Origin of the sequence: Streptomyces dioscori, assembly GCF_003024195.1 — a bacterium.
GTDB classification, from domain to species: Bacteria; Actinomycetota; Actinomycetes; order Streptomycetales; family Streptomycetaceae; genus Streptomyces; species Streptomyces dioscori.
Genome location: NZ_KZ679046.1, coordinates 282,184 through 305,464, shown reverse-complemented (window position 1 = coordinate 305,464; position 23,281 = coordinate 282,184). Strand labels below are relative to the sequence as shown.

19 protein-coding genes are annotated in these 23,281 nt (G+C 71.9%); 12 read left to right on the top strand and 7 right to left on the bottom strand.

The annotated features are described in order from the left end of the window. Positions 1-161: 161 nt before the first annotated feature. Positions 162-1,502 (top strand): esterase-like activity of phytase family protein, encoded by a 1,341-nt coding sequence (locus tag C6Y14_RS24040; RefSeq protein WP_107018860.1) that lies wholly within the window; start codon positions 162-164, stop codon positions 1,500-1,502. Positions 1,503-1,620: 118 nt separating this feature from the next. Here the strand turns inward: C6Y14_RS24040 and C6Y14_RS44590 are convergent, their stop codons facing one another. Then, complete coding sequence (locus C6Y14_RS44590; RefSeq protein WP_199854831.1) at positions 1,621-2,205, bottom strand: hypothetical protein; 585 nt, start codon at positions 2,203-2,205, stop codon at positions 1,621-1,623. 394 nt (positions 2,206-2,599) lie between these two features. Beyond that, entirely contained in the window at positions 2,600-3,766 is a 1,167-nt protein-coding gene (gene xylA / locus C6Y14_RS24030; RefSeq protein WP_107018859.1) for a xylose isomerase, read from the bottom strand. A 189-nt stretch (positions 3,767-3,955) separates the two neighbouring features. Between xylA and xylB the strand changes: the two genes are divergently transcribed. From xylB to exaC, 5 genes are all read left to right on the top strand, one after another. Continuing rightward, on the top strand, positions 3,956-5,401 hold the full coding sequence (gene xylB, locus C6Y14_RS24025) for a xylulokinase (protein WP_107018858.1): 1,446 nt from the start codon (positions 3,956-3,958) through the stop codon (positions 5,399-5,401). 107 nt (positions 5,402-5,508) lie between these two features. Further along, the gene (locus tag C6Y14_RS24020) at positions 5,509-6,723 is read left to right on the top strand and encodes an ROK family transcriptional regulator (RefSeq protein ID WP_107018857.1); all 1,215 of its coding nucleotides are present in this window, start codon (positions 5,509-5,511) and stop codon (positions 6,721-6,723) included. A gap of 258 nt (positions 6,724-6,981) precedes the next feature. After that, positions 6,982-7,593: an N-acetylmuramoyl-L-alanine amidase gene (locus C6Y14_RS24015; protein WP_107018856.1), complete on the top strand. Its 612-nt coding sequence runs from the start codon at positions 6,982-6,984 to the stop codon at positions 7,591-7,593. A gap of 153 nt (positions 7,594-7,746) precedes the next feature. After that, positions 7,747-9,015, top strand: coding sequence for a GAF domain-containing protein (locus C6Y14_RS24010; RefSeq protein ID WP_199854830.1), 1,269 nt, complete (start codon positions 7,747-7,749; stop codon positions 9,013-9,015). Positions 9,016-9,122: 107 nt separating this feature from the next. Further along, complete coding sequence (gene exaC / locus C6Y14_RS24005; protein ID WP_107018855.1) at positions 9,123-10,646, top strand: acetaldehyde dehydrogenase ExaC; 1,524 nt, start codon at positions 9,123-9,125, stop codon at positions 10,644-10,646. 83 nt (positions 10,647-10,729) lie between these two features. On the opposite strand, the gene C6Y14_RS24000 is transcribed toward exaC, so the two are convergent. The 3 genes from C6Y14_RS24000 to C6Y14_RS23990 form a co-directional block, all read right to left on the bottom strand. Next, positions 10,730-11,233, bottom strand: a complete 504-nt coding sequence (locus tag C6Y14_RS24000) for a hypothetical protein (protein ID WP_107018854.1) — start codon at positions 11,231-11,233, stop codon at positions 10,730-10,732. Positions 11,234-11,314: 81 nt separating this feature from the next. After that, positions 11,315-12,310, bottom strand: coding sequence for an ArsR/SmtB family transcription factor (locus C6Y14_RS23995; RefSeq protein WP_107018853.1), 996 nt, complete (start codon positions 12,308-12,310; stop codon positions 11,315-11,317). Between the two features lie 316 nt (positions 12,311-12,626). After that, positions 12,627-13,133, bottom strand: a complete 507-nt coding sequence (locus C6Y14_RS23990; RefSeq protein ID WP_107018852.1) for a hypothetical protein — start codon at positions 13,131-13,133, stop codon at positions 12,627-12,629. A gap of 197 nt (positions 13,134-13,330) precedes the next feature. Here C6Y14_RS23990 and C6Y14_RS23985 point away from each other — a divergent pair, with 197 nt between their 5' ends. Both C6Y14_RS23985 and C6Y14_RS23980 read left to right on the top strand, forming a co-directional pair. After that, positions 13,331-13,615, top strand: coding sequence for a hypothetical protein (locus C6Y14_RS23985; RefSeq protein ID WP_225891239.1), 285 nt, complete (start codon positions 13,331-13,333; stop codon positions 13,613-13,615). 283 nt (positions 13,616-13,898) lie between these two features. Continuing rightward, on the top strand, positions 13,899-16,685 hold the full coding sequence (locus C6Y14_RS23980; RefSeq protein WP_107018851.1) for an alpha/beta hydrolase: 2,787 nt from the start codon (positions 13,899-13,901) through the stop codon (positions 16,683-16,685). Positions 16,686-16,696: 11 nt separating this feature from the next. Here the strand turns inward: C6Y14_RS23980 and C6Y14_RS23975 are convergent, their stop codons facing one another. Then, the gene (locus C6Y14_RS23975; RefSeq protein WP_107018934.1) at positions 16,697-17,857 is read right to left on the bottom strand and encodes a cobalamin B12-binding domain-containing protein; all 1,161 of its coding nucleotides are present in this window, start codon (positions 17,855-17,857) and stop codon (positions 16,697-16,699) included. Between the two features lie 5 nt (positions 17,858-17,862). Beyond that, the gene (locus tag C6Y14_RS23970; RefSeq protein WP_107018850.1) at positions 17,863-19,560 is read right to left on the bottom strand and encodes a PP2C family protein-serine/threonine phosphatase; all 1,698 of its coding nucleotides are present in this window, start codon (positions 19,558-19,560) and stop codon (positions 17,863-17,865) included. 330 nt (positions 19,561-19,890) lie between these two features. Here C6Y14_RS23970 and C6Y14_RS23965 point away from each other — a divergent pair, with 330 nt between their 5' ends. The 4 genes from C6Y14_RS23965 (at position 19,891) to C6Y14_RS23950 (ending at position 23,273) form a co-directional block, all read left to right on the top strand. Then, positions 19,891-20,487 (top strand): TetR/AcrR family transcriptional regulator, encoded by a 597-nt coding sequence (locus C6Y14_RS23965; RefSeq protein WP_225891252.1) that lies wholly within the window; start codon positions 19,891-19,893, stop codon positions 20,485-20,487. A gap of 67 nt (positions 20,488-20,554) precedes the next feature. Further along, entirely contained in the window at positions 20,555-20,755 is a 201-nt protein-coding gene (locus tag C6Y14_RS23960) for a ferredoxin (RefSeq protein ID WP_107018848.1), read from the top strand. Further along, entirely contained in the window at positions 20,752-21,960 is a 1,209-nt protein-coding gene (locus C6Y14_RS23955; RefSeq protein WP_107018847.1) for an NAD(P)/FAD-dependent oxidoreductase, read from the top strand. The genes C6Y14_RS23960 and C6Y14_RS23955 overlap by 4 nt, the downstream gene beginning before the upstream one ends. 74 nt (positions 21,961-22,034) lie before the next feature. Further along, on the top strand, positions 22,035-23,273 hold the full coding sequence (locus tag C6Y14_RS23950) for a cytochrome P450 (protein WP_107018846.1): 1,239 nt from the start codon (positions 22,035-22,037) through the stop codon (positions 23,271-23,273). The last annotated feature ends 8 nt before the right edge of the window (positions 23,274-23,281 follow it).

The following is a 23,281-nucleotide window of genomic DNA, read 5'->3' as shown; positions in this document are numbered from 1 at the left end:
CGGGCGGGACAGGCGGGGCGCAGGGGCGCGGGACAGGCCGGACGTCTTCCGCGTTCACCGGATGAGCGCTGGACGCCTCGCGTTCATCCGGCGGCCGTACGGCGTTCGACGAGAGGGCGAAATCTGGCGACAGTCATCGAACTTGTGCATCAGGAGGCCCCATGTCCCCGCACGCCGCAGGCCGGCGCCGTGTCCATCGTTCCGTCGCCACGGGCGTGCCGTTCGCCGTGCTGGCCGCTCTCGTGGTGGCGGGGCCCGCGGTCGGCGCGTCCTCGGGGGACGCGCGGGTCACGGGCTCCGCGACGCTCGGTGACCTCCCTCTTGGCACGTTCAGCAACGGGCTGCTGCCTGGCACGGTGGCCGACGACCGGGATGTGGACCTCGGCGGCATCGGGAGCGACATCTACCCCGCGGGCCGCAAGGGAGAGTTCTGGACCGTCACCGACCGCGGGCCCAACGGCCAGATCAAGGTGGACGGCGTCAAGCGCCGCACGTTTCCCGTGCCCGGCTTCGACCCGGCGATCGTGAGGATCCGGGTGTCCGGCGACTCGGTGAAGGTATTGGACGCGATACCGATAACCACCGGTTCGGGCAGGGCCGTCACCGGCCTGCCGAACCAGCGGGCACGCGACGAGGCCCCGTACTCCTACGACGCGCAGACCCCGCTCTCGTACGACCCGAACGGTCTGGACACCGAAGGGATCGTGCGCTCCAAGGACGACAGTTTCTGGCTCGTCGACGAGTACGGGCCCTCGTTGGTCCACGTCTCCGCGCGCGGGAAGGTACTCACCCGGTACGTCCCGAAGGGGCTGAACCTGACCGGCGCCGGCTATCCGGTGGTCGAGGCCCTGCCCGCGGTCCTGCTGCACCGGAAGATCAACCGCGGCTTCGAAGGGCTCGCCCTGCTCCCGGGCGGCGACCTGGTGCTGGCCGTGCAGAGCCCGTTGTCCCTGCCGGACACGGATGCGGGTGAGGAGTCCCTGACCGCGCGTCTGCTGCGCTTCTCACCGAAGAAGCGGGCCGTCACCGCCGAGTACGCGTACCGGTTCGACCCGGTGGGCACGGTCGACCCGGGCGAGGACGACACCTCCGAGCTGAAGATCTCGTCCGTGGTGGCCGTGGGCCGCGACGAACTGCTGGTGGAGGAGCGCACCGACAAGGCGGCCCGGTTGCAGGTCGTGAGGCTGAGCCGCGGTGCGGACATCCTCGGGGACAAGTGGGACGACAGCACGACGTCACCGTCCCTTGAGCAGTTGGAGGACCCCGCCGCGTCGGGTGTCCCCGTGCTGCGCAAGCGTCTTGTCGTCGACCTCGGAAAGGTGGAGGGGGTGCCTGGGAAGATCGAGGGCGTCGCGCGCGTGAACCGTGACACGCTCGCGCTGATCAACGACAACGACTTCGGGATGACGGACGGGACAGGGGCCTTCGACGCGCAGGGACGCCTCGTGGACAGCGGGATCGAGACCACCGTGACGTACGTACGCCTGCCGCACGGGATCTGAACGGACGGCTCCGCCCGGCGTTTTCGCTCTCCACGCGTGCGTGCAGCACTCCGGCCACTCGGTGTGTGTGGGGGGATCGCGTAGGCGCGGTGTGGGCGATCGTGCACGCGCGCGTGGCTCACCTCAGCGGCTTGGTGAGCTTGCGGTTGCCCTCGGCGCCGTCGGCGGCCAGGCTGCACGCGACGTTGTCGATGCCGATCTTGAATCCCGCCGGGTCGGGGTACTGCACCAGCGTGCCGCGGACGGTGCCGGCGGGCTGCTTGGCCGCCTTGCTGTCCAAGGGGTCCTGGCACAGGCCCGATGCCGCCTTCTTGAGGGCGGCATCGGTCGCGTACGCGCCTTCCAGTTCGGTCACCGTCACGACCTCGGCGTCGTGCTTCCTGTCGCACGGGCGCTTCACCGCCTGGCCCGGCCGGCTGCCGTCGATGTCGAAGCAGTCACCGGTCCGCAGCATGTAGTAGGGCACTTCGTCGCTCGCGAAGGACGGGAGGAGCGACTCCACGCCGCTGGGCAGTTCGGACGGCACACCGGAGGGCAGGGACGACGGGAGTTCGCTCGGGAGCTGCGACGGAATACTCAGTGAGGGTGACGGCAGCCGCCCCTTGCTGGAACTGCTCTCCGTCGGCGGCTTGTTGTCCGACGACCCGTCACCACTGGTGACGACCAGGGCGACCGCGGACACCGCGCCGATCCCCAGGAGCACGGCCAGCAGGATCAGGAGCGTCCTGCGGCGCCCGCCGGGGCCGCCCGGCGGTCCGGGTTGCGACGACGGCGGAGGCGGTTGCCAGCCGCCGCCTCCCCCGTCGTTCCACGGCGGATCGCCACCACCTGGCGGTGGGCCGTAACCGTCAGGAGGAGGGCCGAAGCCTCCCGGCGGTGGGCCGTACCCGCCACCACCGTAGGGCGGCGTGTTGTCCGGCGGCCGAGGAGGCTCGGGCGGTAAGGGCGGCGTGGCCATACCATCAAGAGTCGCCTCGAACCGGTCACGAAGCGACCCCTGCGCGGAACTTGCTACGTAACTCGGTACGGATCCACGGCGGGGACCGCATGAATCCGGACGCTTCCGCGCAGAGATCGTTCGTCGGCTCTGTGCGCGATCAGCCGCGGGCACCCAGCAGGTGGTCCATGGCCAGCTGGTCGAGACGCTCGAACGCCATCCCGCGCGCGGCGGCCGCGTCGGTGTCGAAGCCCTCGAAGGAGGCGCTGTCCGCGAGCAGCGCCTGGAGGCCGTCCGCGGCGGTGGGCTGCGCCAGTTCGTCCAGGCGCGAGGCCCGCAGGGCTTCCTGGACCTCGGGGTCGGCCCGGAAGGCCTCGGCCCGCTCCTTGAGGATCAGGTAGTTGCGCATGCAGCCCGCGGCCGAGGCCCAGACGCCGTCGTAGTCCTCGGTCCGCGGCGGCTTGAAGTCGAAGTGCCTCGGGCCGGCGTAACCGGCCGTCTCCAGGAGGTCGACCAGCCAGAAGGCGGAACGCAGATCGCCCGCTCCGAAGCGCAGGTCCTGGTCGTACTTGATGCCGGACTGGCCGTTGAGGTCGATGTGGAAGAGCTTGCCCGCCCACAGGGCCTGGGCGATGCCGTGCGTGAAGTTCAGCCCCGCCATCTGCTCGTGGCCCACTTCGGGGTTGACGCCGTACAGCTCCGGGCGTTCCAGGCGCTCGATGAAGGCCAGCGCGTGGCCGACCGTCGGCAGGAGGATGTCGCCGCGGGGCTCGTTCGGCTTGGGCTCGATCGCGAAGCGCAGATCGTAACCCTGGGAGGTCACGTACTCGCCGAGGAGGTCGAAGGCCTCCTTCATGCGGTCGAGTGCGACGCGTACGTCCTTGGCTGCGCCGGACTCGGCGCCCTCACGGCCGCCCCACGCCACGTAGATCTGCGCGCCCAGTTCGGCCGCCAGGTCGATGTTGCGGATCGTCTTGCGCAGCGCGTAGCGGCGCACGTCCCGGTCGTTGGCGGTGAAGGCGCCGTCCTTGAAGACGGGGTGCGTGAACAGGTTCGTGGTGGCCATCGGCACGGTCATACCGGTCGTGTCGAGAGCCTGCCGGAAGCGCTTGATGTGCGACTCGCGCTCGGTCTCCGAGGACCCGAAGGGGATCAGGTCGTCGTCATGGAAGGTCACTCCGTGGGCGCCGAGTTCCGACAGACGCTGCACCGATTCGACCGGGTCGAGGGCGGCCCGGGTGGCATCGCCGAACGGGTCCCTTCCCTGCCAGCCGACGGTCCACAGGCCGAAGGTGAACCTGTCCTCGGGGGTGGGCTGGTAGTTCATGCCGCGGCTCCTTGCTTGCTCCGACTATTTCGTCATGGCGCTTAACAAATTAGTATGCGGAGGCATCCCTGGGAAGGGAGAAGATGTCCCGGAAGAGGGACGGCGGGCGAAATCAGGGCGGTGACGCCCCGGACGGAACCCGAAAACACCAGGTCAGACCCCGCGGAGCCGCGGAAGAGGGAGAGCCCGATGTCAGCAGCCGAGGGTCCGCTCGTCGTTGGCGTGGACACGTCCACCCAATCCACCAAGGCCCTGGTCGTGGATGTGGCCACCGGCGAGGTGGTGGCGAGCGGCCAGGCGCCGCACACCGTGTCCTCCGGAGCGGGCCGCGAGAGCGATCCGCGCCAGTGGTGGGACGCGCTGCGCGAGGCGCTGCACCAGTGCGGGGACGCGGCACGCGAGGCCGCGGCGGTGTCCGTCGCCGGTCAGCAGCACGGGCTCGTCACCCTCGACGCGCAGGGCGCCCCGGTGCGTCCCGCGCTCCTGTGGAACGACGTACGGTCGGCGCCGCAGGCCCGCCGCCTCGTGGAGGAACTGGGCGGGCCCAAGGCCTGGGCGGAGCGCACCGGCAGCGTGCCGGGTCCGTCCATCACCGTCACCAAATGGGCGTGGCTCGCCGAGCACGAGCCCGAGTCCGTCCGCGCCACCACGGCCGTGCGACTGCCTCACGACTACCTCACCGAGCTCCTCACCGGGCAGGGCACGACCGACCGCGGCGACGCCTCCGGTACGGGCTGGTGGGCGTCCGGGACGGAGGCGTACGACGAGGAGGTCCTCGGTCACGTGGGGCTCGACCCCACCCTGCTGCCCCGGGTGGTCAGGCCCGGCGAGGTCGTCGGCACCGTCCGCGACTCCGCCGGTCTGCCCTTCGCCAAGGGAACGCTGGTCGCTCCCGGCACCGGTGACAACGCAGCCGCCGCGCTGGGCCTGGGCCTGCGTCCGGGCACCGCGGTGCTCAGCCTCGGCACGTCCGGCACGGTGTACGCGGTGTCGACGCGGCGGCCCGCCGATCCCACCGGAACCGTCGCGGGCTTCGCCGACGCGCGCGGCGACTGGCTGCCGCTGGCCTGCACCCTCAACTGCACGCTCGCCGTGGACCGCGTCGCCGCCCTCCTCGGCATCGACCGCGAGGCCGTCGAGCCCGGTGCGAGCGTGACGCTGCTCCCGTACCTGGACGGAGAGCGCACCCCGGCCCTGCCCCATGCCTCGGGCCTGCTGCACGGGCTGCGGCACGACACGACGGCGGGGCAACTGCTCCAGGCCGCGTACGACGGGGCGGTCCACTCCCTGCTCGGCGCGCTCGACCTGGTGCTCGACGAGGACGCGGACCGTTCGGCGCCGCTCCTGCTCATCGGCGGGGGCGCCCGGGGCAGGGCCTGGCAGCAGACCGTACGACGGCTCTCGGGGCGTGCCGTCCAGGTGCCCGAGGCCAAGGAACTGGTCGCGCTCGGTGCCGCCGCGCAGGCCGCGGGAGTGCTGACCGGCGAGGATCCGGCGGCGGTGGCCCGGCGCTGGAACACGGCGCGCGGGCCGGTCCTCGAAGTCGGGGAACGGGACGAGGCGGCGCTCGCGCGGATCGCCGGGGTAATCTCCGACGCGGCCCCGCTGCTGGAGCGGGAGGCCGATCAGCGCTGACGGCTTCGCCTCCGGGGAGCGGGGCCGGTCGCCGCCGGCTCCCCGGGGCGCCAGCACGGACAGGACAGCCCTCAGGGGACCGGCCGGACGAGGACCGACTCAGGCAGATGACCGCACCGCTCCACGAGGCCCACCCCAGCAGCCCCGGCCGACGACTGCCCGATACGCAACAGGGCATGCGCCGCCGCAATCTCGCACGGGTCCTGCACACCGTGAACGCCGAAGGGCCGCTGTCCCGCGCCGCCGTCGCCTCACGCATCGGATTGACACGGGCGGCCGTGTCGACCCTCGTGGACGAGCTGATCCGCTCCGGGCTCCTCGACGAACTGGGCCCCGAGCGGCCGGGGCGGGTGGGGCGGCCCGGTTCGGCGCTGGCCCTGAGCGGACGCGGCCCTGCGGGGATCGGCGCGGAGATCGGCGTCGACCACCTCGCCGTGTGCGCGGTCGACCTGCGCGGCAAGGTGCGCGCTCGGGTCGTGCGGCACGGCACCAACCGCGGCCGTGCGCCCGTGCCCGTCCTGGGTGAACTGACCGCGCTGGTACGCCAGATCGTCGCCGAGGCGGACCAGGAGGGGCTGTGGCCCGCGGGTCTCGCCGTCGCCGTGCCCGGTCTGGTGGCGCGCGACGCCCGGACCGTGGTGCGCGCTCCGAACCTCGGCTGGCTCGACACCGACCTCGCTCCCCTGCTGCCGGACGTCCTGCCGCTGACCGTCGACAACGAGGCGAACTTCGGCGGGCTGGCCGAACTCTGGCTGAACGAGGAGGCGCCGCGCGACTTCCTGCACGTCTCCGCGGAGATCGGCATCGGCGGGGCCGTGGTCGTGGACGGGCGGCTGCTGCGCGGGACCCGTGGTTTCGCGGGCGAGTTGGGACATGTGCCGGTACGGCCCGAGGGACCCGCCTGCGCCTGCGGCGGGCGCGGCTGTCTGGAGCAGTACGCCGGTGAGGAGGCCGTGTTGCGCGCGGCAGGCCTGGAACCGGGCGAGGACCGGGTCGGACTGCTGGCCGCGCGCGCCGCGGAAGGCGACAAGAACGTACGGCGGGCCCTGCGCGACGCCGGTACCGCGCTGGGCATCGCGCTGACTGGCGCGGTCAATCTGCTGGATCCGGAGGCCGTCGTGCTGGGCGGGGCACTGTCCGGGCTGGCGCCCTGGTTGCTGCCCTCGCTGGAGCGGGAACTGGCCCGCAGGACGGCGGGGCCCGCCTGCGCGGTGTCGGTCTCCCGGCTCGGCCCGGAGGGCCCGCTGCTGGGCGCCGCGCATTCCGTCGTGCGCGCCGTGCTCGACGATCCGGCGGCGGTGGGTGGCGGGGCGTCGGCCTGAGGCCTGAGCGAGGGCGCCTGCGTGGGGGCACCTGAGCGGGTCGCGGGGGCGGCAATCACCCTTTCGGGTGGCCGAGTTGTCCACAGTCACAGTGCTGTCCACGGACCCGGGCAGGCCTCTCCTCCCCAACCGGCAAGAGCCGTACCGTGTTTCACGTGAGGACGGCGCGACCACGAGTTCAGGCACGAAACCCGCGCGGCGCCGACTCGTTGAGCCCCTGTCTCCACGACCTGAACCGCACCCGCCGAGAGGAAACCTGTGGACCGAGCCAAGTACCTGCCAGCCACCCTGCCCAGCCGGCGGCGCCTGCTCCAGAGCGCGGCCCTCGCCACGCTGTCCACCGCTCTGCTCCCCACCGTGCGGGCGGGCGCCGCGCCGCGGGGCCTCGACTACCCGCAGTCCGAGTGGTCCCCGGCAAGCACGTCCAACTACACGGTGGCCGACCGTCCGACGAGCCACCCCGTCGACTTCGTCGTCATCCATGTGACACAGGCGACGTACGCGGACACCCTCGCCATCTTCCAGAACCCGAAGAAACAGGTGTCCGCGCACTACGTCGTCAGGTCCGCCGACGGCCACATCGCCCAGATGGTGCGCGAGCGCGACATCGGCTGGCACGCGGGGAACTGGGACTACAACACCCGCAGCATCGGCATCGAGCACGAGGGCTGGGTGGACAAACCGCAGTACTTCACCAACGCCCTGTACGAGGAGTCGGCGAAACTCACCGCGGCGATCTGCACCAAGTACGCGATCCCCAAGGACCGCTCCCACATCATCGCCCACTACGAAGTACCGGGCAGCGACCACACCGACCCGGGCCCGAACTGGGACTGGACGCGCTACATCAGACTCGTCAACTTCGCCTGACCGGCCGAGGACGGAGTGTCACGGACGCTTGTCCGCGTCCGCCGCCCGAGTGACGATGTCCGGAGCCGTATCACGTCGAGTTCCCAGCACGTCCGATCCTCGTCACGTCCGATCCGCATCACGTCCAGTCCCATCGCTTCGCGGGAGGCCGGGTTGACCGATCCATGGGTGGCCCTGAATCCGGGCGCCGACCCCGTCGAGCGGGTTCGCGTACTGCGCCGCGCCCACGAGACGTTCACCGAGGCGGGTACGGTCTCGCGGCCGGTGCGGTCCGTGGTCGCCGACTCGTGGCGGCGTTCGGCGCGGGCCGGGGTCGGACCGGACGGCTCCGCGCACGTGGAACTCACCGACGGAGACCTCGGCGCGTACCGGGCGGAGCACCCGTTGGCGCCGGTGATGCCACTGTTCCGTGAACTCATGGGCACGTTCGCGTCGGACGGCGAGCACCTCCTCGCGGTCTGCGACGCACAGGGCAGACTCCTGTGGGTGGAAGGCCATCCAGCCACCCGGCAGAAGGCGGACGGTATGAACTTCGTGCCGGGCGCGCGGTGGGCGGAGTCCGCCATGGGCACGAACGCACCGGGTACGGCGGTCGCGCTCGACCGGCCGGTGCAGGTGTTCGCGGCGGAGCACTTCATCCGGCGCGTCCAGCCGTGGACGTGCGCGGCGGCTCCGGTACACGATCCGCGCACGGGACGGCTGCTCGGCGCCGTCGACATCACCGGCGGGGACGGGCTGGCGCATCCGCACAGTCTGGGGTTCGTACAGGCCGTGGCGCGCGCCGCCGAGTCCCAGCTGGCGCTGCTCGCTCCGATACCGGCCGCCACCGACGCCCTGCAGCTGACCGCTCTGGGCCGGGACGAGGCCCTCCTCGTGGCGGGCGGCCGCACACTGCGCCTGAGCCGTCGGCACAGCGAACTGCTGATCCTGCTGTCCAGGAATCCGGACGGCCTGACGGGCGACGAACTGCAGTGCTCGCTGTACGAGGACGAGTCGGTGACACCGGTGACGCTGCGCGCGGAACTGGCCCGCCTGCGTCGGCTGCTCGGGGCCGGAGTCCTGGGTTCGCGGCCCTACCGGCTCGCGGTTCCGGTCGAGTCCGATGTCGCGGTCGTCGAACGCAGACTCGCCGCCGGGGCGATCACGGCGGCTGTGACCGCGTACGCCGGGCCGTTGCTGCCAGGTTCCCAGGCACCGGCGGTGGTGCGGCTGCGCCGACGGCTCGCGGACGGGCTGCGCGCGGCCCTCGTCTGCGGGGGTGACCCCGACCTGCTGGCATGCTGGGCCCAGGCGTCCTGGGGTGAGGACGACCTCGAAGTGTGGAGGGCGCTGGCCGCCGTGCGCCCGACGGCTCCGATACGGGCGCGGCTGGCGGAGCTGGAGGCGGAGCAGTCGGCGTCCCCGTGGCGGGCACGGCGCTGACGGGCACGACCGGATCCGCCACGCAACGTATCTGCAACCTCCCCGTCCCTACGCTCGCCGCGAGAGCCGTCCAACGGCGGGCGGCCCTTCCTCGGGAGGCAGAGCACATGACCCGTTACGCGGCGCCCGGCACCGAAGGCGCGATCGTCTCCTACCAGTCGCGGTACGACCACTTCATCGGCGGCGAGTACGTGGAGCCCGCCCGTGGGCAGTACTTCGAGAACCCGAGTCCGGTGAACGGGCAGCCGTTCACGGAGATCGCGCGGGGCACGGCCGAGGACGTGGAACGGGCCCTGGACGCGGCGCACGCCGCCGCACCCGCGTGGGGCCGCACGTCGGTGACGGCGCGGGCCGACATCCTGCTCAAGGTAGCCGACCGGATGGAGGCGAACCTGGAGAAGCTCGCGGTCGCGGAGAGCTGGGAGAACGGCAAGCCGGTCCGGGAAACCCTGGCCGCCGACATCCCGCTCGCCATCGACCACTTCCGCTACTTCGCGGGGGCTGTCCGGGCGCAGGAGGGGTCGCTCAGCGAGATCGACGACGACACGGTGGCGTACCACTTCCATGAGCCGCTGGGCGTCGTGGCGCAGATCATTCCGTGGAACTTCCCGATCCTGATGGCGGTGTGGAAGCTGGCGCCGGCGCTCGCGGCGGGCAACGCCGTCGTGATCAAGCCCGCCGAGCAGACCCCGGCGTCCATCCACTACCTGATGAGTCTGGTCTCGGACCTGCTGCCGCCGGGCGTCGTGAACATCGTCAACGGCTTCGGTGTCGAGGCGGGCAAGCCGCTGGCGTCCAGCGCGCGGGTGGCGAAGGTCGCGTTCACCGGCGAGACGACGACGGGGCGGTTGATCATGCAGTACGCCTCGGAGAACATCAAACCGGTCACGCTCGAACTGGGCGGCAAGTCGCCGAACATCTTCTTCGACGACGTATGGGCGAAGGACGACGACTTCCGGGACAAGGCGCTCGAAGGTTTCACGATGTTCGCGCTGAACCAGGGCGAGGTGTGCACCTGTCCCTCCCGGGCGCTCGTCCAGCAGGGCCACTACAGCGAGTTCCTCGACGCGGCGGTCGCCCGTACCGAGCTGATCAAACCCGGTCATCCGCTCGACACCGAGACGATGATCGGCGCTCAGGCCTCCAACGACCAGCTGGAGAAGATCCTCTCCTACCTGGACATCGGCCAGCAGGAGGGCGCCAAGGTACTCACGGGCGGCCACCGTATCGAGTACGACGGCGAGTTGGCGGGCGGGTACTACGTACAGCCGACGATCTTCCAGGGCGACAACAGGATGCGGATCTTCCAGGAGGAGATCTTCGGTCCCGTCGTGTCCGTCACGTCGTTCGCGGACTTCGACGACGCCATCAAACTCGCCAACGACACGCTGTACGGACTCGGCGCGGGTGTGTGGACGCGGGACATGAACACGGCGTACCGCGCGGGGCGTGCGATCCAGGCGGGCCGGGTGTGGACGAACTGCTATCACGCGTATCCGGCGCATGCTGCGTTTGGTGGCTACAAGCAGTCGGGCATCGGCCGGGAGAACCACAAGATGATGCTGGAGCACTACCAGCAGACGAAGAACATCCTCGCTTCGTACAGCCCTCAGAAGCTCGGGTTCTTCTAGATCTCAAGCAGGCACGGCCAGACCAGCGACGTGGGGCCCGGAGCGGTCAACGCTCCGGGCCCCATGTCTGGTGTGGCGGTGGGTCAGCAGTTGCGGATGGACCAGACTGCGTCCCAGTTGATGTCGTGGAGGATGCCGCCGTCAGCCGGAGCGCTGACCAGGACGTTGCCGCTCTGACCGTAGATGCTTGCGGTGGCGTTGCCGGTCTGCTGGTTGTAGTAGGCGCCGCCGCCGAGCCAGTTGGACACGGAGTACCGCTGGCAGGCGAAGAGGAAGAAGATCTTCCAGTCGCTTGTGGTCGGGTCCCATACCGCGGCGCAGAAGTTGCCGTTACCGCAGCTGAACGAGCCGCCCGCCGGTACGTGCTGGGTGTTGACCGCCGGTGAGATGCCCGGGGACGCGGCGGCGAGAGACGCACCTGCCTGGGCGTCCGACGGCGCGGGCGGGGCGAAGAAACGCTGGTCGGCCGCGGCGCCGGGCGAGGGCGATGCGGCCTGGGCGGGTCCGGCGGCGAACACGGCCGCCAGGGCCAGGATCAGGGCGCCGAGGACGCCGAGGACGGAACGTCGGGCACGTGCTGTGCGCATGCGTTGAACCCCCTGGTCGTTGGTGCGTGCTCCCAGGCTGTTCCTGCCGGCTTCTGCTGCGCCACACGTTGAAGCAGTGCCTTAAACGGAAGGCCGCACACCGTTGAGGAGGGCGAGACCCGTGGGCGTGCTGGTGTGCAGGACATGCCTGCCGCGGCGCACGCTCACCAGCAGGCCGCCGTGGCGCAGGACGGCCGTGTGCTGGCTGACCGCCGCGCCGGAGATGCCCAGGCGGCCGGCGAGTTCACCCGTCGTCGCCCCCATGACAACGTTCTCCAGGATGGCCGCCCGGGTCCGGCCGATGAGCGCCGCCAGGGATGCCTTGCCTTCGGCGCCGGCGCCCTCCAGGGCCCAGCCGAGCGTGTGCTGGATCGGGTACACCAGGACGGGCGTCTGCGTTTCGTCGGCGACCGTGACGGGTCTGCGCAGGCAGAAGAAGGACGGCTGGAGCAGCAGCCCCCGCCCGCCCAGGTACACGGTGCGCTCGACCGGGTAGTCCGCCTCCAGCACGGGCGGACACCAACGCAGCACGGGACGGAATCCGGCCAGCAGACCGTCGGTGCCCCCGTCCAGCACCGAGCGGGCACGTAGCGCCCGGTCGGCATCCACCTGGGCCTCGATCCGACCCCAGAACGGGGCGAGCGCGCTGTGGTGCTGAGCCTGCAGAGCGGAACCGAGGCGGCGCAGCGCCGTGGGCTCGCCCTCTGCCAGCCCTCGGGTCAGGGGCGGCATCGGGTGGGGGCGGTGGGCGGAGGCGGCAAGCAGGGCCAGATCGCGACGCAACCGAAGCCGGGGTGTCCCGAGCACGGTCTCGACCGCACTCGCCAGGCCGGAGGAGCCGCGCAGATCAGGGGTGAGGAAGTCCGGGGAGTACCCCCTGGTGGGCAGCAGCGCGGCCAGCAGGCTGTGCGCCCGTCCCATCCGCGGGCGCACGAGGGAACGCCACTGCCCGAACAGCAGCGGTGCGTCCTTGCTGATGAGCGCCTGGAAACTGTTGGTGATCTCCCACAGGGGATCGGGGGCGGCCGCGACGCGTACGCGTGCGAGGTCGTCAGCGGTGAAGTGGACCCGCAGCATGAGGTCTCCGATGGTGGTCGGTCATCGGACGGGACGAGATGATCGCTACGACAGTGACCGACTGCACCTGTGCGGACAAGGCGGCATTCAGACGCGCGCCGCACGCCGTGGTGCTCGCCCTGAGCTTGGTCTTCTCCCTCCGGACTCGCCGGCGGCGAGGAGGCCGGTACAGGTGGGCTCAGTCTCAGCCGCGTGTGCCGTAGGAGGCGACGGCCCACAAACGTCCCGAGTGGACGTCGGGATCCGGCGGGGCACCGGCGGTGAGTGCGAGTCCGGCAGCGTGCGGCCGCCCTGGGCGGCCGCACGCGCTGCGGAGTCAGGAGACCACGACGTCGACCACTTGGTCGACGATGTCTCCGGGGGTGACGGGCGGGGTGTTCCCCGGGTCGTAGAGTGCCGTGACCCGGTAGGTGCCGGAGGGTGCGGTGACCGTCAGCGGGCCTTCTTCGTTGACGACACAGTTGCCCCCGGCTCCCCGCGTGGTGTACACCGGCTGGCCGCGGTAGAAGTTGATCTGCGCGCCGGTGTCGACGTTCACGGCCTGGAACCGGATCGTCGTGCCGGGCAGAATGCCGTTCCCGCCCAGGCGGAAGGTGTCGCCGCGGAAGGTGTTGAAGGTAGGGACGCCGAGGCTCTGGTCCCCGTTGTAGCCGGAGAAGTAGACCTTGCCGGGCTGGGTCAGGTAGGCGTGGCCGGCGGTGTTGCACCGGCCCGCGGCCTGCGCGGGCGTGGCCACCCCCGCAGGAACGGCCACCGTCAACGCGGCGCAGGCCAGCAGGGTGAGTGTGGGCTTGAGCGGGCGCGGGCGGGCATGAAGAGTCACTGGCTGACCTCCTGTGCGGATGGGTCGGGCTGGTTCCGAACCGGGTTGCGGCGAACGTCGTTGCCATGAGGTATTCGCAACCGGACGGCGACCGGATGTGGTGGATGGACCCGCACGTACGCGCTGCACCGGCCGGAACGCGCTCTGCCGGGAAGCCGGGCGGGCCGGGGTTTCATCCGAGGCCAAGGCCAAGGCGAGTGTGCGCGCGTTCGTCCGGGGCGCGCACCCTGACAGGTGTCAGCATCGACAACAAGGTCTACGGATTCGCCGCGCTCACGGTCCCGCGTACCGGAGACGACGTATGGATGGACTGGACCCTGGACGGCAGGACCGTCCACCTCCAGTGCGGACCGTTCAGAGCGAGCCGTGACGGCTTTCAGCTGACGAGCGCCGCGAAACTGACGGACAACAGCCCGAACTACCGGTTCCGTGCCTGCGGTGGCGGGGGCGGCCAGGCGGTGCAGTGCACGGACTGGTGGTAGCCGGACCGGCGGACCGGACTTGGCGCCCCGGCGTCCAGTGGATGCCGAGGCGCCAAGTCGCGCCACGACAAGGACCCCGGACCGCGCCGCCACGACAGGGACGCCCGACCATGCCGAGGGCGCCGACCGGCGCCCTGGCTTGATCGCATCGCCCGCCCTCCGCCCGTGTGTCCGCACGGACAACCCACAGACCCCCCGCTCCCGTCCTAAGTGGCGCTAGGTGACGCGGGAGGCGCCCGGGACCGACGGGACGTCTGCGCTCGGGGTGTTGAGGAGTGGATCATTGATCCGTGCCCGGCGAATATGTGTGACCGCCGTGGCGGTACTGGCGACGGCCCTGGCGGGCTCGCCCGGACCGGCACAGGCCGGACAGCCGCAGCGAGCAGGGGTGTTCGGCGCGACCGGCGCGACGGACGGCACGCCGCTTCCGCCGGGGTGGCGGATCGGCGAGGGCCGCGGGGCGCCCGAGCTGGTCTGGCGGGCGCCGAAGGCCGTGCCCATGGGGGACGCGCGGGTCGAGTTCCGTAGCGGGGAGCGGCTGCTCGGGGTGCCGGAGCCGGCGAAGGACGGGCGGACCTTCCGGCTCAACCTCGGTGGGACGCCGCCCGAGCAGCTGTCGGACCTTCGGGTGACGGCCGCGGGGCGCCGGCTGGACGCGGTGCCCGATGACAGGCGCAGATCCGGCCCGCGCGTGCCACGGATGCCCGCGCAGTCACCCGCGAACGGCGTCGATCCGGGCAGACCCGGCTCGTACCGCACGGTCACCGGGGCGTACGACCTCGACCCGGTGCGCCTGCCCGGGTTCGACACCCCGGTGGAGATGACCGCCGAGGTGGTGGCGCCGAAGGGTGTCACCGGCAGCCGGCCGCTCGCGCTGTTCCTGCACGGCCGCCACGAAACCTGCTACAAGCCGGGCTCCGAGGACGACGTGACCGGCGACTGGCCCTGCGAGGACGGCTACAAGCCGATCCCGAGCCACCTGGGCTATCTGCGCGACCAGCAACTGCTCGCCTCACAGGGCTATGTGACGGTGTCGATCTCGGCGAACGGCATCAACGCCCAGGACTGGGCGGCCGAGGACGCCGGCGCGCAGGCGCGTTCCTCGCTGGTGCGGCAGCATCTCGCCCGCTGGGCCGGGTGGGCCGCCCGTCGCTCCGCCGCCCCGGCCGTCGTACGCGAGGCGGCGAAGGCGGACCTCTCCCGTGTCCTGCTCGTGGGCCACTCGCGCGGTGGCGAGGGCGTCAACCGGGCCGCCATGGACAGCCTCTACCCGCCACCGGCCGCCGAGGACGGCTACCGGGGCCCGGTGCGCTGGAAGGTGCGCGGGACCATGCTCATCGGGCCGACGATCTTCGGCCAGAATCCGGTCGCCGACGTGCCGTCCGTGACGCTGCTGCCGGGCTGCGACGGCGATGTGTCCGACCTGCAGGGCGAGAACTTCGTCGACGGGACGCGCGGGACCGGCCGGGGCACGGCACTGCACAGCGCGGTCTACATGGTCGGCGCCAACCACAACTTCTTCAACAGCGAGTGGACCCCCGGCGAGGCAGCCGCACCGGCCGAGGACGACTTCCGGACCGACCCGGAGGAGGAACCGGACCCGGTGTGCACGCCGGGTGCCGCGACCCGGCTGACCGCCGCCCAGCAGCACAGGGCGGGCGCCACGTACATCGCCGCCGCGGCCCGGCTCTTCCTCGCCGGGGACGACCGGGTGCGGCCGCTGCTCGACGGCTCCGGCAGGCGGGCCCCGTCCGCGGACCCGGCCCGGGTGCTGACGCACGCGGTCGGCGGGCGCCGCAGCGGTGGTTTCCTGCCGGACGGCGGCGGGGTGAAGGTGACCGGCGCCCGGCTGTGTGCGGCGGTCGACCCCGACCCGGCCGCGGCCTGTCTGGACCCGGGGACGCCGGGATCGTCACCGCACTTCGCGTCGTGGGAGACGGATCGGGAGCTGGGCCGCGGCGCGGTGGATGTGAAGTGGTCCGCGCCGGGTACGGCCGCGCGTGTCACTCCGGCCGAGCCGCTCTCCCTGAGCGGCTCCCGGAAGCTCGCGCTGCGGGTCTTCGTACCGCCGAACACGACCGGCACGAAGTTCGACGTGTCCGTCACCGACTCCTCCGGCCGTCGGGTGACGCTGGGCCAGGTCCGCGTGGACGGTCTGCCCGGTTCCGCGAACACCGCCTCCCACTGGGCTCAGGAGCTGCGTGTCCCGCTGTCGGCCGCGACCCGGGCCGGGCTCGATCTGGGACATGTCACCTCCCTTGAGCTGACGCCCCGTTCGCGGTCCGGGCGGGCCTGGCTGATGGACGCCTGGGGCTGGGCGCCCGGCATGTCGGCGGTGCGGGCGGCCGCGGTGCCGCGTGTCGACGTGGGCCGCACGATCGTGCAGGAGGGCGACTCGGGCACCCGCACCTACCGGATCCCGGTCGAGATATCCGGGGACGGCAGCGGGCAGGTCCGCGTGTACGTCCTCGACCCGGACAGCGGCCGGGCCGAGAACCGCCTCGTGACCGTACGGCCCGGCAGCCACGCGATCGACGTGCCGGTCGAGGTGAAGGGCGACACGGTCTACGGCTACGACGTGGAGCACGACATCGCCGTCAAGGCCGTCGACCACGCCGTCGTCGGCAAGTACCGGGGCGGGATCACCGTCGGGAACGACGACCCCGAGCCGGTGGTCACCCTGACGCCGGTCGCGGACCGGGTGACCGAGGGAGAGTCGCTGGCCTGGCGGCTGTCCGTGGACGCGCCCGCGGCGGTGGACATCTGGCAGCCGGTACGGGTGCTTCCGGTCACCGACGGCGCCGAACTGTCCACCAAGGACGTGGACCCGCAGTGGCTCAAGGAATGGTCCGGTGAAGTGCCCGACCCGGAGCGGCGGCTGTCCGACGCGAGTCTGTGGGCGTGGCTGAACATTCCGCCCGGGAGCACCGGCGTGGACTTCGTCGTGCCGGTCCTGCGGGACCAGGTGGCCGAGCCGACCGAGTCGATGCGCCTCGCCCTGACCGACGGCAACGCCGAGCCGCTGCCCGGCCGGCCGGTGCTGACGGGGACGGTGCTCGACCAGCCGTAGGCACGATGTGGTCAGCCGGGAGGTGCGGGTGGAGGGGTGAGGACGCCGCGGGCCGCGGTGAGGATGCCGACCGCGCGGGGGAAGTCCTTGAGCTGGGTCCGCAGCGAGTCCAGTGCCGGGAGCAGGCACCGCGGCGGGATGTCGCGGGCTGCCAGGATGTCCGCGGTCCACGTGATGAACGTCGTGAACAGGTCGGGGTCGTCGACGTAGAGGGCGGTGGCGAGGTGGCTGACGATGAAGTCGATGTCCTCGACGGTGCGCTCCAGTTGGCGCTCGCTGTAGTGGCGCGTCTCGGGAAACCCCTCCTCGACGTCGGCGAGGGTCTGCTTGACCAGCTGGAGCCTGGTGCGGCGGACCATCGTGTACTCCTGGTCGGCCAAATGCGGCAGGTCCAGATCGGGCAGGCGGGCCGCGTGTGCGCCGGGCGGCGTCGGGCGTCTGCCGAGCAGGGTGGCCGCGTCAGGTGCGTCCTTGGCCCATTCGGCCCGCATGAGCCGGGCGTAGCGGCCCTGCGGGCCGAACGCGGCGCCCCCGGCGAGTACCGGGATGCCGGCAGCCTGGCACGAGCTGATCGCGTTGTGGGCGCCGGGCAGCAGGGTGGGGATGGACGAGGACAGCAGTACCGCCTGTGCACGGGTGCGGCGCGCATACGCGACCAGGTGCTCGGTGGGGACCTGCGCCCCGAGTTGGTCGACCCGCCAGCCCCGTAACCGCAGTACCTCGCCGACCAGACGGGCGGGCAGGGAGTGCCACTCGCCGTCGACGCACGACACCACAACCCTTCCCACGGACCTGCCTGCCAGGGCGGGAGCGGTGGCGTCGGCGACGGCCGCGACGCACCGTTCGCTGATCGCCGTCGCAGCGTGTTCCTGCGCCACCGTGATGTCGTCAGCCGCCCAGGCCAGACCCACCCGTTCCTGCGCCGGCGCGATCAGTTCGAGCAGCACCCGCTCGCCCGCCGCACGCAGCCGACCGGCAGCCGCGGTGTCCTGGGCGGTCAAGTGCACGCCCGCCGGCACCTGTTGGTGTTCCGCCGCCGCCGGAGCGCGCCCCGCCGTGTGGAGCGCGCCACGCACGACGGCGACGGCGCGCGTCTCGTCGCACTCGCCGAGTGCCTGCCACAGTTGCGCACGCGGCTCGGCGAGAGAGCGGACGTCCTTGCCGTCGGTCACGTGGTTCACCTTCCTCCGGTGGGTTCGTGCACGGTCGTCGGACGGCGGTCGCGGGGCGCGCCGATCGCCAGGACGGCCATGTCGTCGTGCGGGCCCTGCCCCACCCACTGGGCGACGATCATCTGCACGCGTTCGGTGACCGCTTCGGCCGGCATTCCGGCGCACTGGGCCAGTACGGCGCGCAGCCTTTCCTCGCTGAACATCACGTCACCCAGCGGCCCGCCGCGCGCTTCGGTTATTCCGTCGGAGTACAGCAGGCAGGTCTCACCGGGCTGCAGAGCGACTTCGGCGGTCCTGAACTCGATGTCGGCGAACACGCCGATCAGCGAGCCGCAGGCGCGGACCTCCTCCACCCGGCCGGTGAGGCGCACGAGGAGCGGGGCGGGATGGCCCGCGCTGGAGATGCGCAGTCGCACCCGCGCGTCCTGGCGCACGGCGGTGACCAGGACCAGGGTCACGAAAGGGGTCCGGCACGAGGACAGCAGTGCGCCGTTGAGGAGGGTCAGCAGGCGGGTGTGGTCGGCGGCGAAGGGAAGGAGCGCCTGCAGTACGTTGCGAACCCGGCCGGCCACGACCGCGGCTTCCAGCCCTTTGCCACACACGTCACCCAGGACCGCGACGGTCTCGGCCTCCGGTGTGCCGGCCGGGTACAGGTCGTAGAAGTCGCCGCCGACGAGTTCGCCCGCCACCGAGGCGCGGTAGCCGCCGGAGAAGCAGATGCCGTGCACCCGGCCGAGTGCGGGCGGCAGCAGGTCGCGCGTCAGCACCTCGGTGCTGCGCGCCCGGCGGGTGTGGTCGCGGGCCACGGACAGGGCGGCTCCCGCGCGTGCGGCGAAGAGCTGGGCGAAGGACTCCTCGGCGGGGGTGAATCCGGCGTCCCGGCGGCGGCGCAGCAGGACGAGGCAGCCGGTCGGCACACCGTGGCCCGGCAAGGGCACCACGACGACCGAACCGATGTCGGCGACGCCGCCCACGAAGCCCTCGGGTACCGCCCAGGACGGCACCTGGCGGGGATCGATCCAGCGGGAGGACACCGCGGGCAGCCCCTGCAACGCCTCTTCCAGACCCGGCAGTTGCCCGGGATCCAGGGCGATCCTCTGCTGCGCCACGGGACCGTCGGCGGTGCACCGCGTCACGGGGAAGGTGCGTCCGTCGCCCGTCCCGACGACGACCGCCGCGTCCGCCAGATGCCGGGCGGCCCGTTGCGCGGTCATCGCCGTGCAGCGGTCGACGTCCGGCGAGGCGAGCAGTTCGGAGGAGAGCTCCTGCAGCAGTCCGGCTCGCACCCGCTCACGCGCCGGCTCCCGCGCGGTACTCGCCGGAGCGTTCCCGCCGACCAGCCACCAGGTCACCGCACCGTCCGCGCCCGGTACGGCGAGTGCCGTCACCCGGTGCGCGCCGATCCGGCCCTCCGCCCACGCCGGCGGCTCCTCCCCCGCGCCGCCGGCCCGCCGCAGGTGGGCCTCGGTCAGCCAGGCGGGCGCGGCCTCGCCCAGCGCCACACCGACGGCGACCCGTGCCAGCAGAGCGGCGGCCTGCGCGTTGTGGGACAGCACGATGCCGGACGCGTCCACCGTGACCGCTGGAAACGGTTCGCAGCCCCGCGCGGCAGGGACCACACCACGGGTGCTCTTCTGCTCCGGACCACGGGTGCTCTTCCGTTCCGGACCACGGGTGCTCTTCTGCTCCGGCAAGGAGACCATCGGTTCGGAACCCGCCGGAGCGGATCCCCCTCATCCCATCCACTCGGCAGCAGGAGACCCGCAGATTACCGACGGCATATGACTACGGACCGTATTTCGCGATACCTCCGACATTGCCTCCGCTGGTACCGGACAATGCACCCGCCTCATTTAAGTCAGTCGGTTGACTTAATCGACGAGCCGATGTCTAGTGATCGGGAACGCCGGTTCGAGGAGGCTGACATGGGTGACACGCACAGGACGCGACCGGCCGCGGCGGGCGGCGCCGGTGGCACGGTGGACAGCGTCCAGTCCCGCACCGGCCGCGGCGCCGACACCCGCGAGGCCATCATGGCGGCGGCCGAGCGGCTCTACGCCGAGCACGGACTGTCGAACGTCTCCAACCGGCAGATCGGCGAGGCGGCCGGGCAGGGGAACACCACCGCCGTCAGCTATCACTTCGGCAGCAAGGCGACGCTCGTACGGGCCATCATGACCCGGCACGGCAGCCAGGTCGACACGCTCCGCACGCACTATGTGGAGGCGGCCGGAGACAGTTCCGACCTACGGGACTGGGTGCGCTGCCTGCTGCGTCCGGTGACCGAGCACCATGCGGCCCTCGGTGTCCCCTCCTGGCACGCGCGGTTCGCCGCGCAGGTGATGACCGACCCGCTGATGCGGACGCTGGTGGAGGACGAGTCGCTCACCCGCGACAGCCTGCGCCGCACCCTTCAGGGACTGGGCCGCTGCCTGTACGACATCGTGCCGCCCGAGATGCGCCCCCTGCGCGCCGAGATGGCCCGCCATCTGATCACCCATGTCTGCGCGGAGCGCGAACGCACCCTGGCCGAGGCCGCGGCCGAGCCCGGCACGACCTGGGAACGCACCGCGGACGCCCTGGAGGACGCGCTGGTGGGACTGCTCGCCGCGCCCACCACACCCCACTGAACCGGCCCTCCGGGGCCGGTCCGTCCGGCAGAGCCGACCGAGGGACACACCCAGCAGAGGAGACAGCATGAGGATCACCGTCGACGAGGAGAAGTGCTGCGGTGCCGGCCAGTGCGTCGTGATCGCGCCCGAGGTGTTCGACCAGCGGGACGAGGACGGGATCGTGGTCCTGCTCGACGCCGCGCCCGCCGCCGACCAGTACGAGGGAGCCCGCGAGTCCGCGGGCGTCTGCCCGGCCGCCGCCATCCACCTGCACGAGGACGCGTGAGCGCGCCGTCCGACGTGCTCGTCGTCGGGGCGAGCGCCGCGGGTCTGGCCGTCACGGAGAGTCTGCGCCGCAAGGGTTACGGCGGTCGGATCACCCTGCTCGGCGAGGAGGCCGGTGCGCCGTACGACCGCCCGCCGCTGTCCAAGCAGGTACTGGCCGGCACCTGGGAGGCCGAGCGCGCCCAGCTGCGTACCCGTGACGTCCTGGATGCCCTGGACGCCGAACTCGTCCTCGGTCAGCGCGCGGTGGCCCTCGACGCCGCCGCGCGCACGGTGCGCACCGAGAGCGGGACGGAGCTGCGGGCGGAGGCGGTCGTGCTGGCCACGGGCCTGCACGCCCGCAGGCTGCCCGGTCTCTCGGGTGCGGCGGGCGTGCATGTGCTGCGGACCCTCGACGACGCCGGCCGGCTGCGCGAGGAACTGCTGAAGGCCGAGCGGGTCGTGGTCGTCGGCGACGGCGTGCTCGGCGCCGAGATCGCCGCCACGGCCCGCCTCATGGGCGTCGACGTGACCCTGGCCGGGCCCCAAAAGGCGCCGATGCAGGCGCAGTTGGGCGACGACATCGCCCAACTCCTCGCAGGGCTGCACGGCGAGCACGGGGTGCGGCTGCGCCCCGGCTCGCTCGTGGACGGTCTGGAGACGGCCGACGGACGCGTCACCGGTGTCCGCACGGCCGGCGGCGAAGTCCTTCCCGCGGATCTCGTCGTCGCGGCGGTCGGCGGCGTCCCCGCCACCGACTGGCTGACCGGCAGCGGACTGGTACTGCGGGACGGTGTCGTGTGCGACTCCCGCTGCCGCGCCGCCGAGGACATCTACGCCGCGGGCGACGTGGCCCGCTTCCACCACGAGGGCCTCGGCCGGTCACTGCGGCTTGAGAACCGCACGAACGCCACCGAGCAGGCCGTGCTGGTCGCGGCGAACATCCTGGGCGAGGACCGCCCGTACAGCCCCGTCCCCTACTTCTGGACCGACCAGCTCGGCGTCAAGCTCCAGGTGTACGGGCTGCCCGCGCCCGGCGCCACCGTGCACATCGCCGAAGGTGCCGTCGGACAGGGCCGGTTCGTCGCACGGTACCTCGACGGCGAAGGCCGCCCGGTCGCCGTACTCGGCTGGAACATGCCCAAGCAGGCGCGCCTGCACCGGCAGCACCTCCTCGACCGTTACGCCCCCGCGTCCCGGTCCGCACCGGCCGCCGCCCCGCGGTGACCCGCCGTACGCCTCCCACCCCCATACGCCTCTTACGCCTCTCCGCACGGAGGCGGCCCCCACTGGAGGACACCATGACCAGCACGCCCACCACCCCCGACGCACGGGGCCGTGACATCCCCGACTTCCCGGCGCCGCGTTCCTCCGAGTGCCCCTTCGCCCCCTCCCCCGGTATGCGGGCGCTGTCCGGGTACGGACCGCTCACCCGGGTCCGCTCCTGGGGCGACAGCACCCCCTGGGCCGTGACCGGGCACGCCGAGCAGAAGGCGCTGCTGTCCGACCCGCGCCTGAGTGCGGAGTTCACCCGGCCGGGCTTCCCCAGCCCCGTGGACCCGGCCCACGCCCACGCCGGCGGCACCGACCTGAGCTTCGTCGGCATGGACGACCCCGAACACGCCCGGCTGCGCCGCATGATCGGCGGCACCTTCACCATCAAACGCGTCGAAGCGATGCGGCCGCGCGTGCAGGAGATGACCGACGACTTCATCGACGCCATGCTGGCGGGACCCCGGCCCGCCGACCTCGTCCAGGATCTCGCCCTGCCGATCCCGTCCCTGGTCATCTCCGACCTGCTCGGAGTCCCCTACGAGGACCACGCGTTCTTCCAGAGCAACAGCAGGACCATCGTCTCCGCCGTCGCCTCCCCCCAGGAACGCGGGGCGGCCCACACCAACCTCGCCACGTACCTCGACGAGCTGGTCGGCCGCAAACTCACCGAACCCGGCGACGACCTCCTCTCCAGCCTCTGCGCGCAGATCGAGAAGGGCGAACTCACGCGCCGCGAGGCCGCCACGATGGGCGTACTGCTGCTGCTCGGCGGCCACGAGACCACGGCGAACATGATCAGCCTGGGTACGCTCCTGCTGCTGCAGCACCCCGAACAGCTCGCCCTGATCCGCGACACGGACGACCCCGCCGTCATCCGCGCCGCCGTGGAGGAGCTTCTGCGCTACCTCTCCATCGTGCACCTCGGCCGCCGCCGCACCGCCATGGAGGACATCGAGGTCGCCGGCCACACCATCCGCGCCGGGGACGGTGTGATCCTCCTCGGCGAACTCGCCAACCGGGACCCCTCGGTCTTCCCCGACCCCGACCACCTCGATCTGACCCGCGACGCCCGCCGGCACCAGGCGTTCGGCGCCGGAGCCCATCACTGCGTCGGCCAGCCCCTGGCCCGTATGGAACTCCAGGTCATCTACCCGACCCTGTTCCGCCGCATCCCCACACTGCGCGCCGTCGACGGCCTCGACACGATCCCCTTCAAGTACGACGCCGTCATCTACGGCCTCCACGCCCTGCCCGTCACCTGGTGACGGGGCGG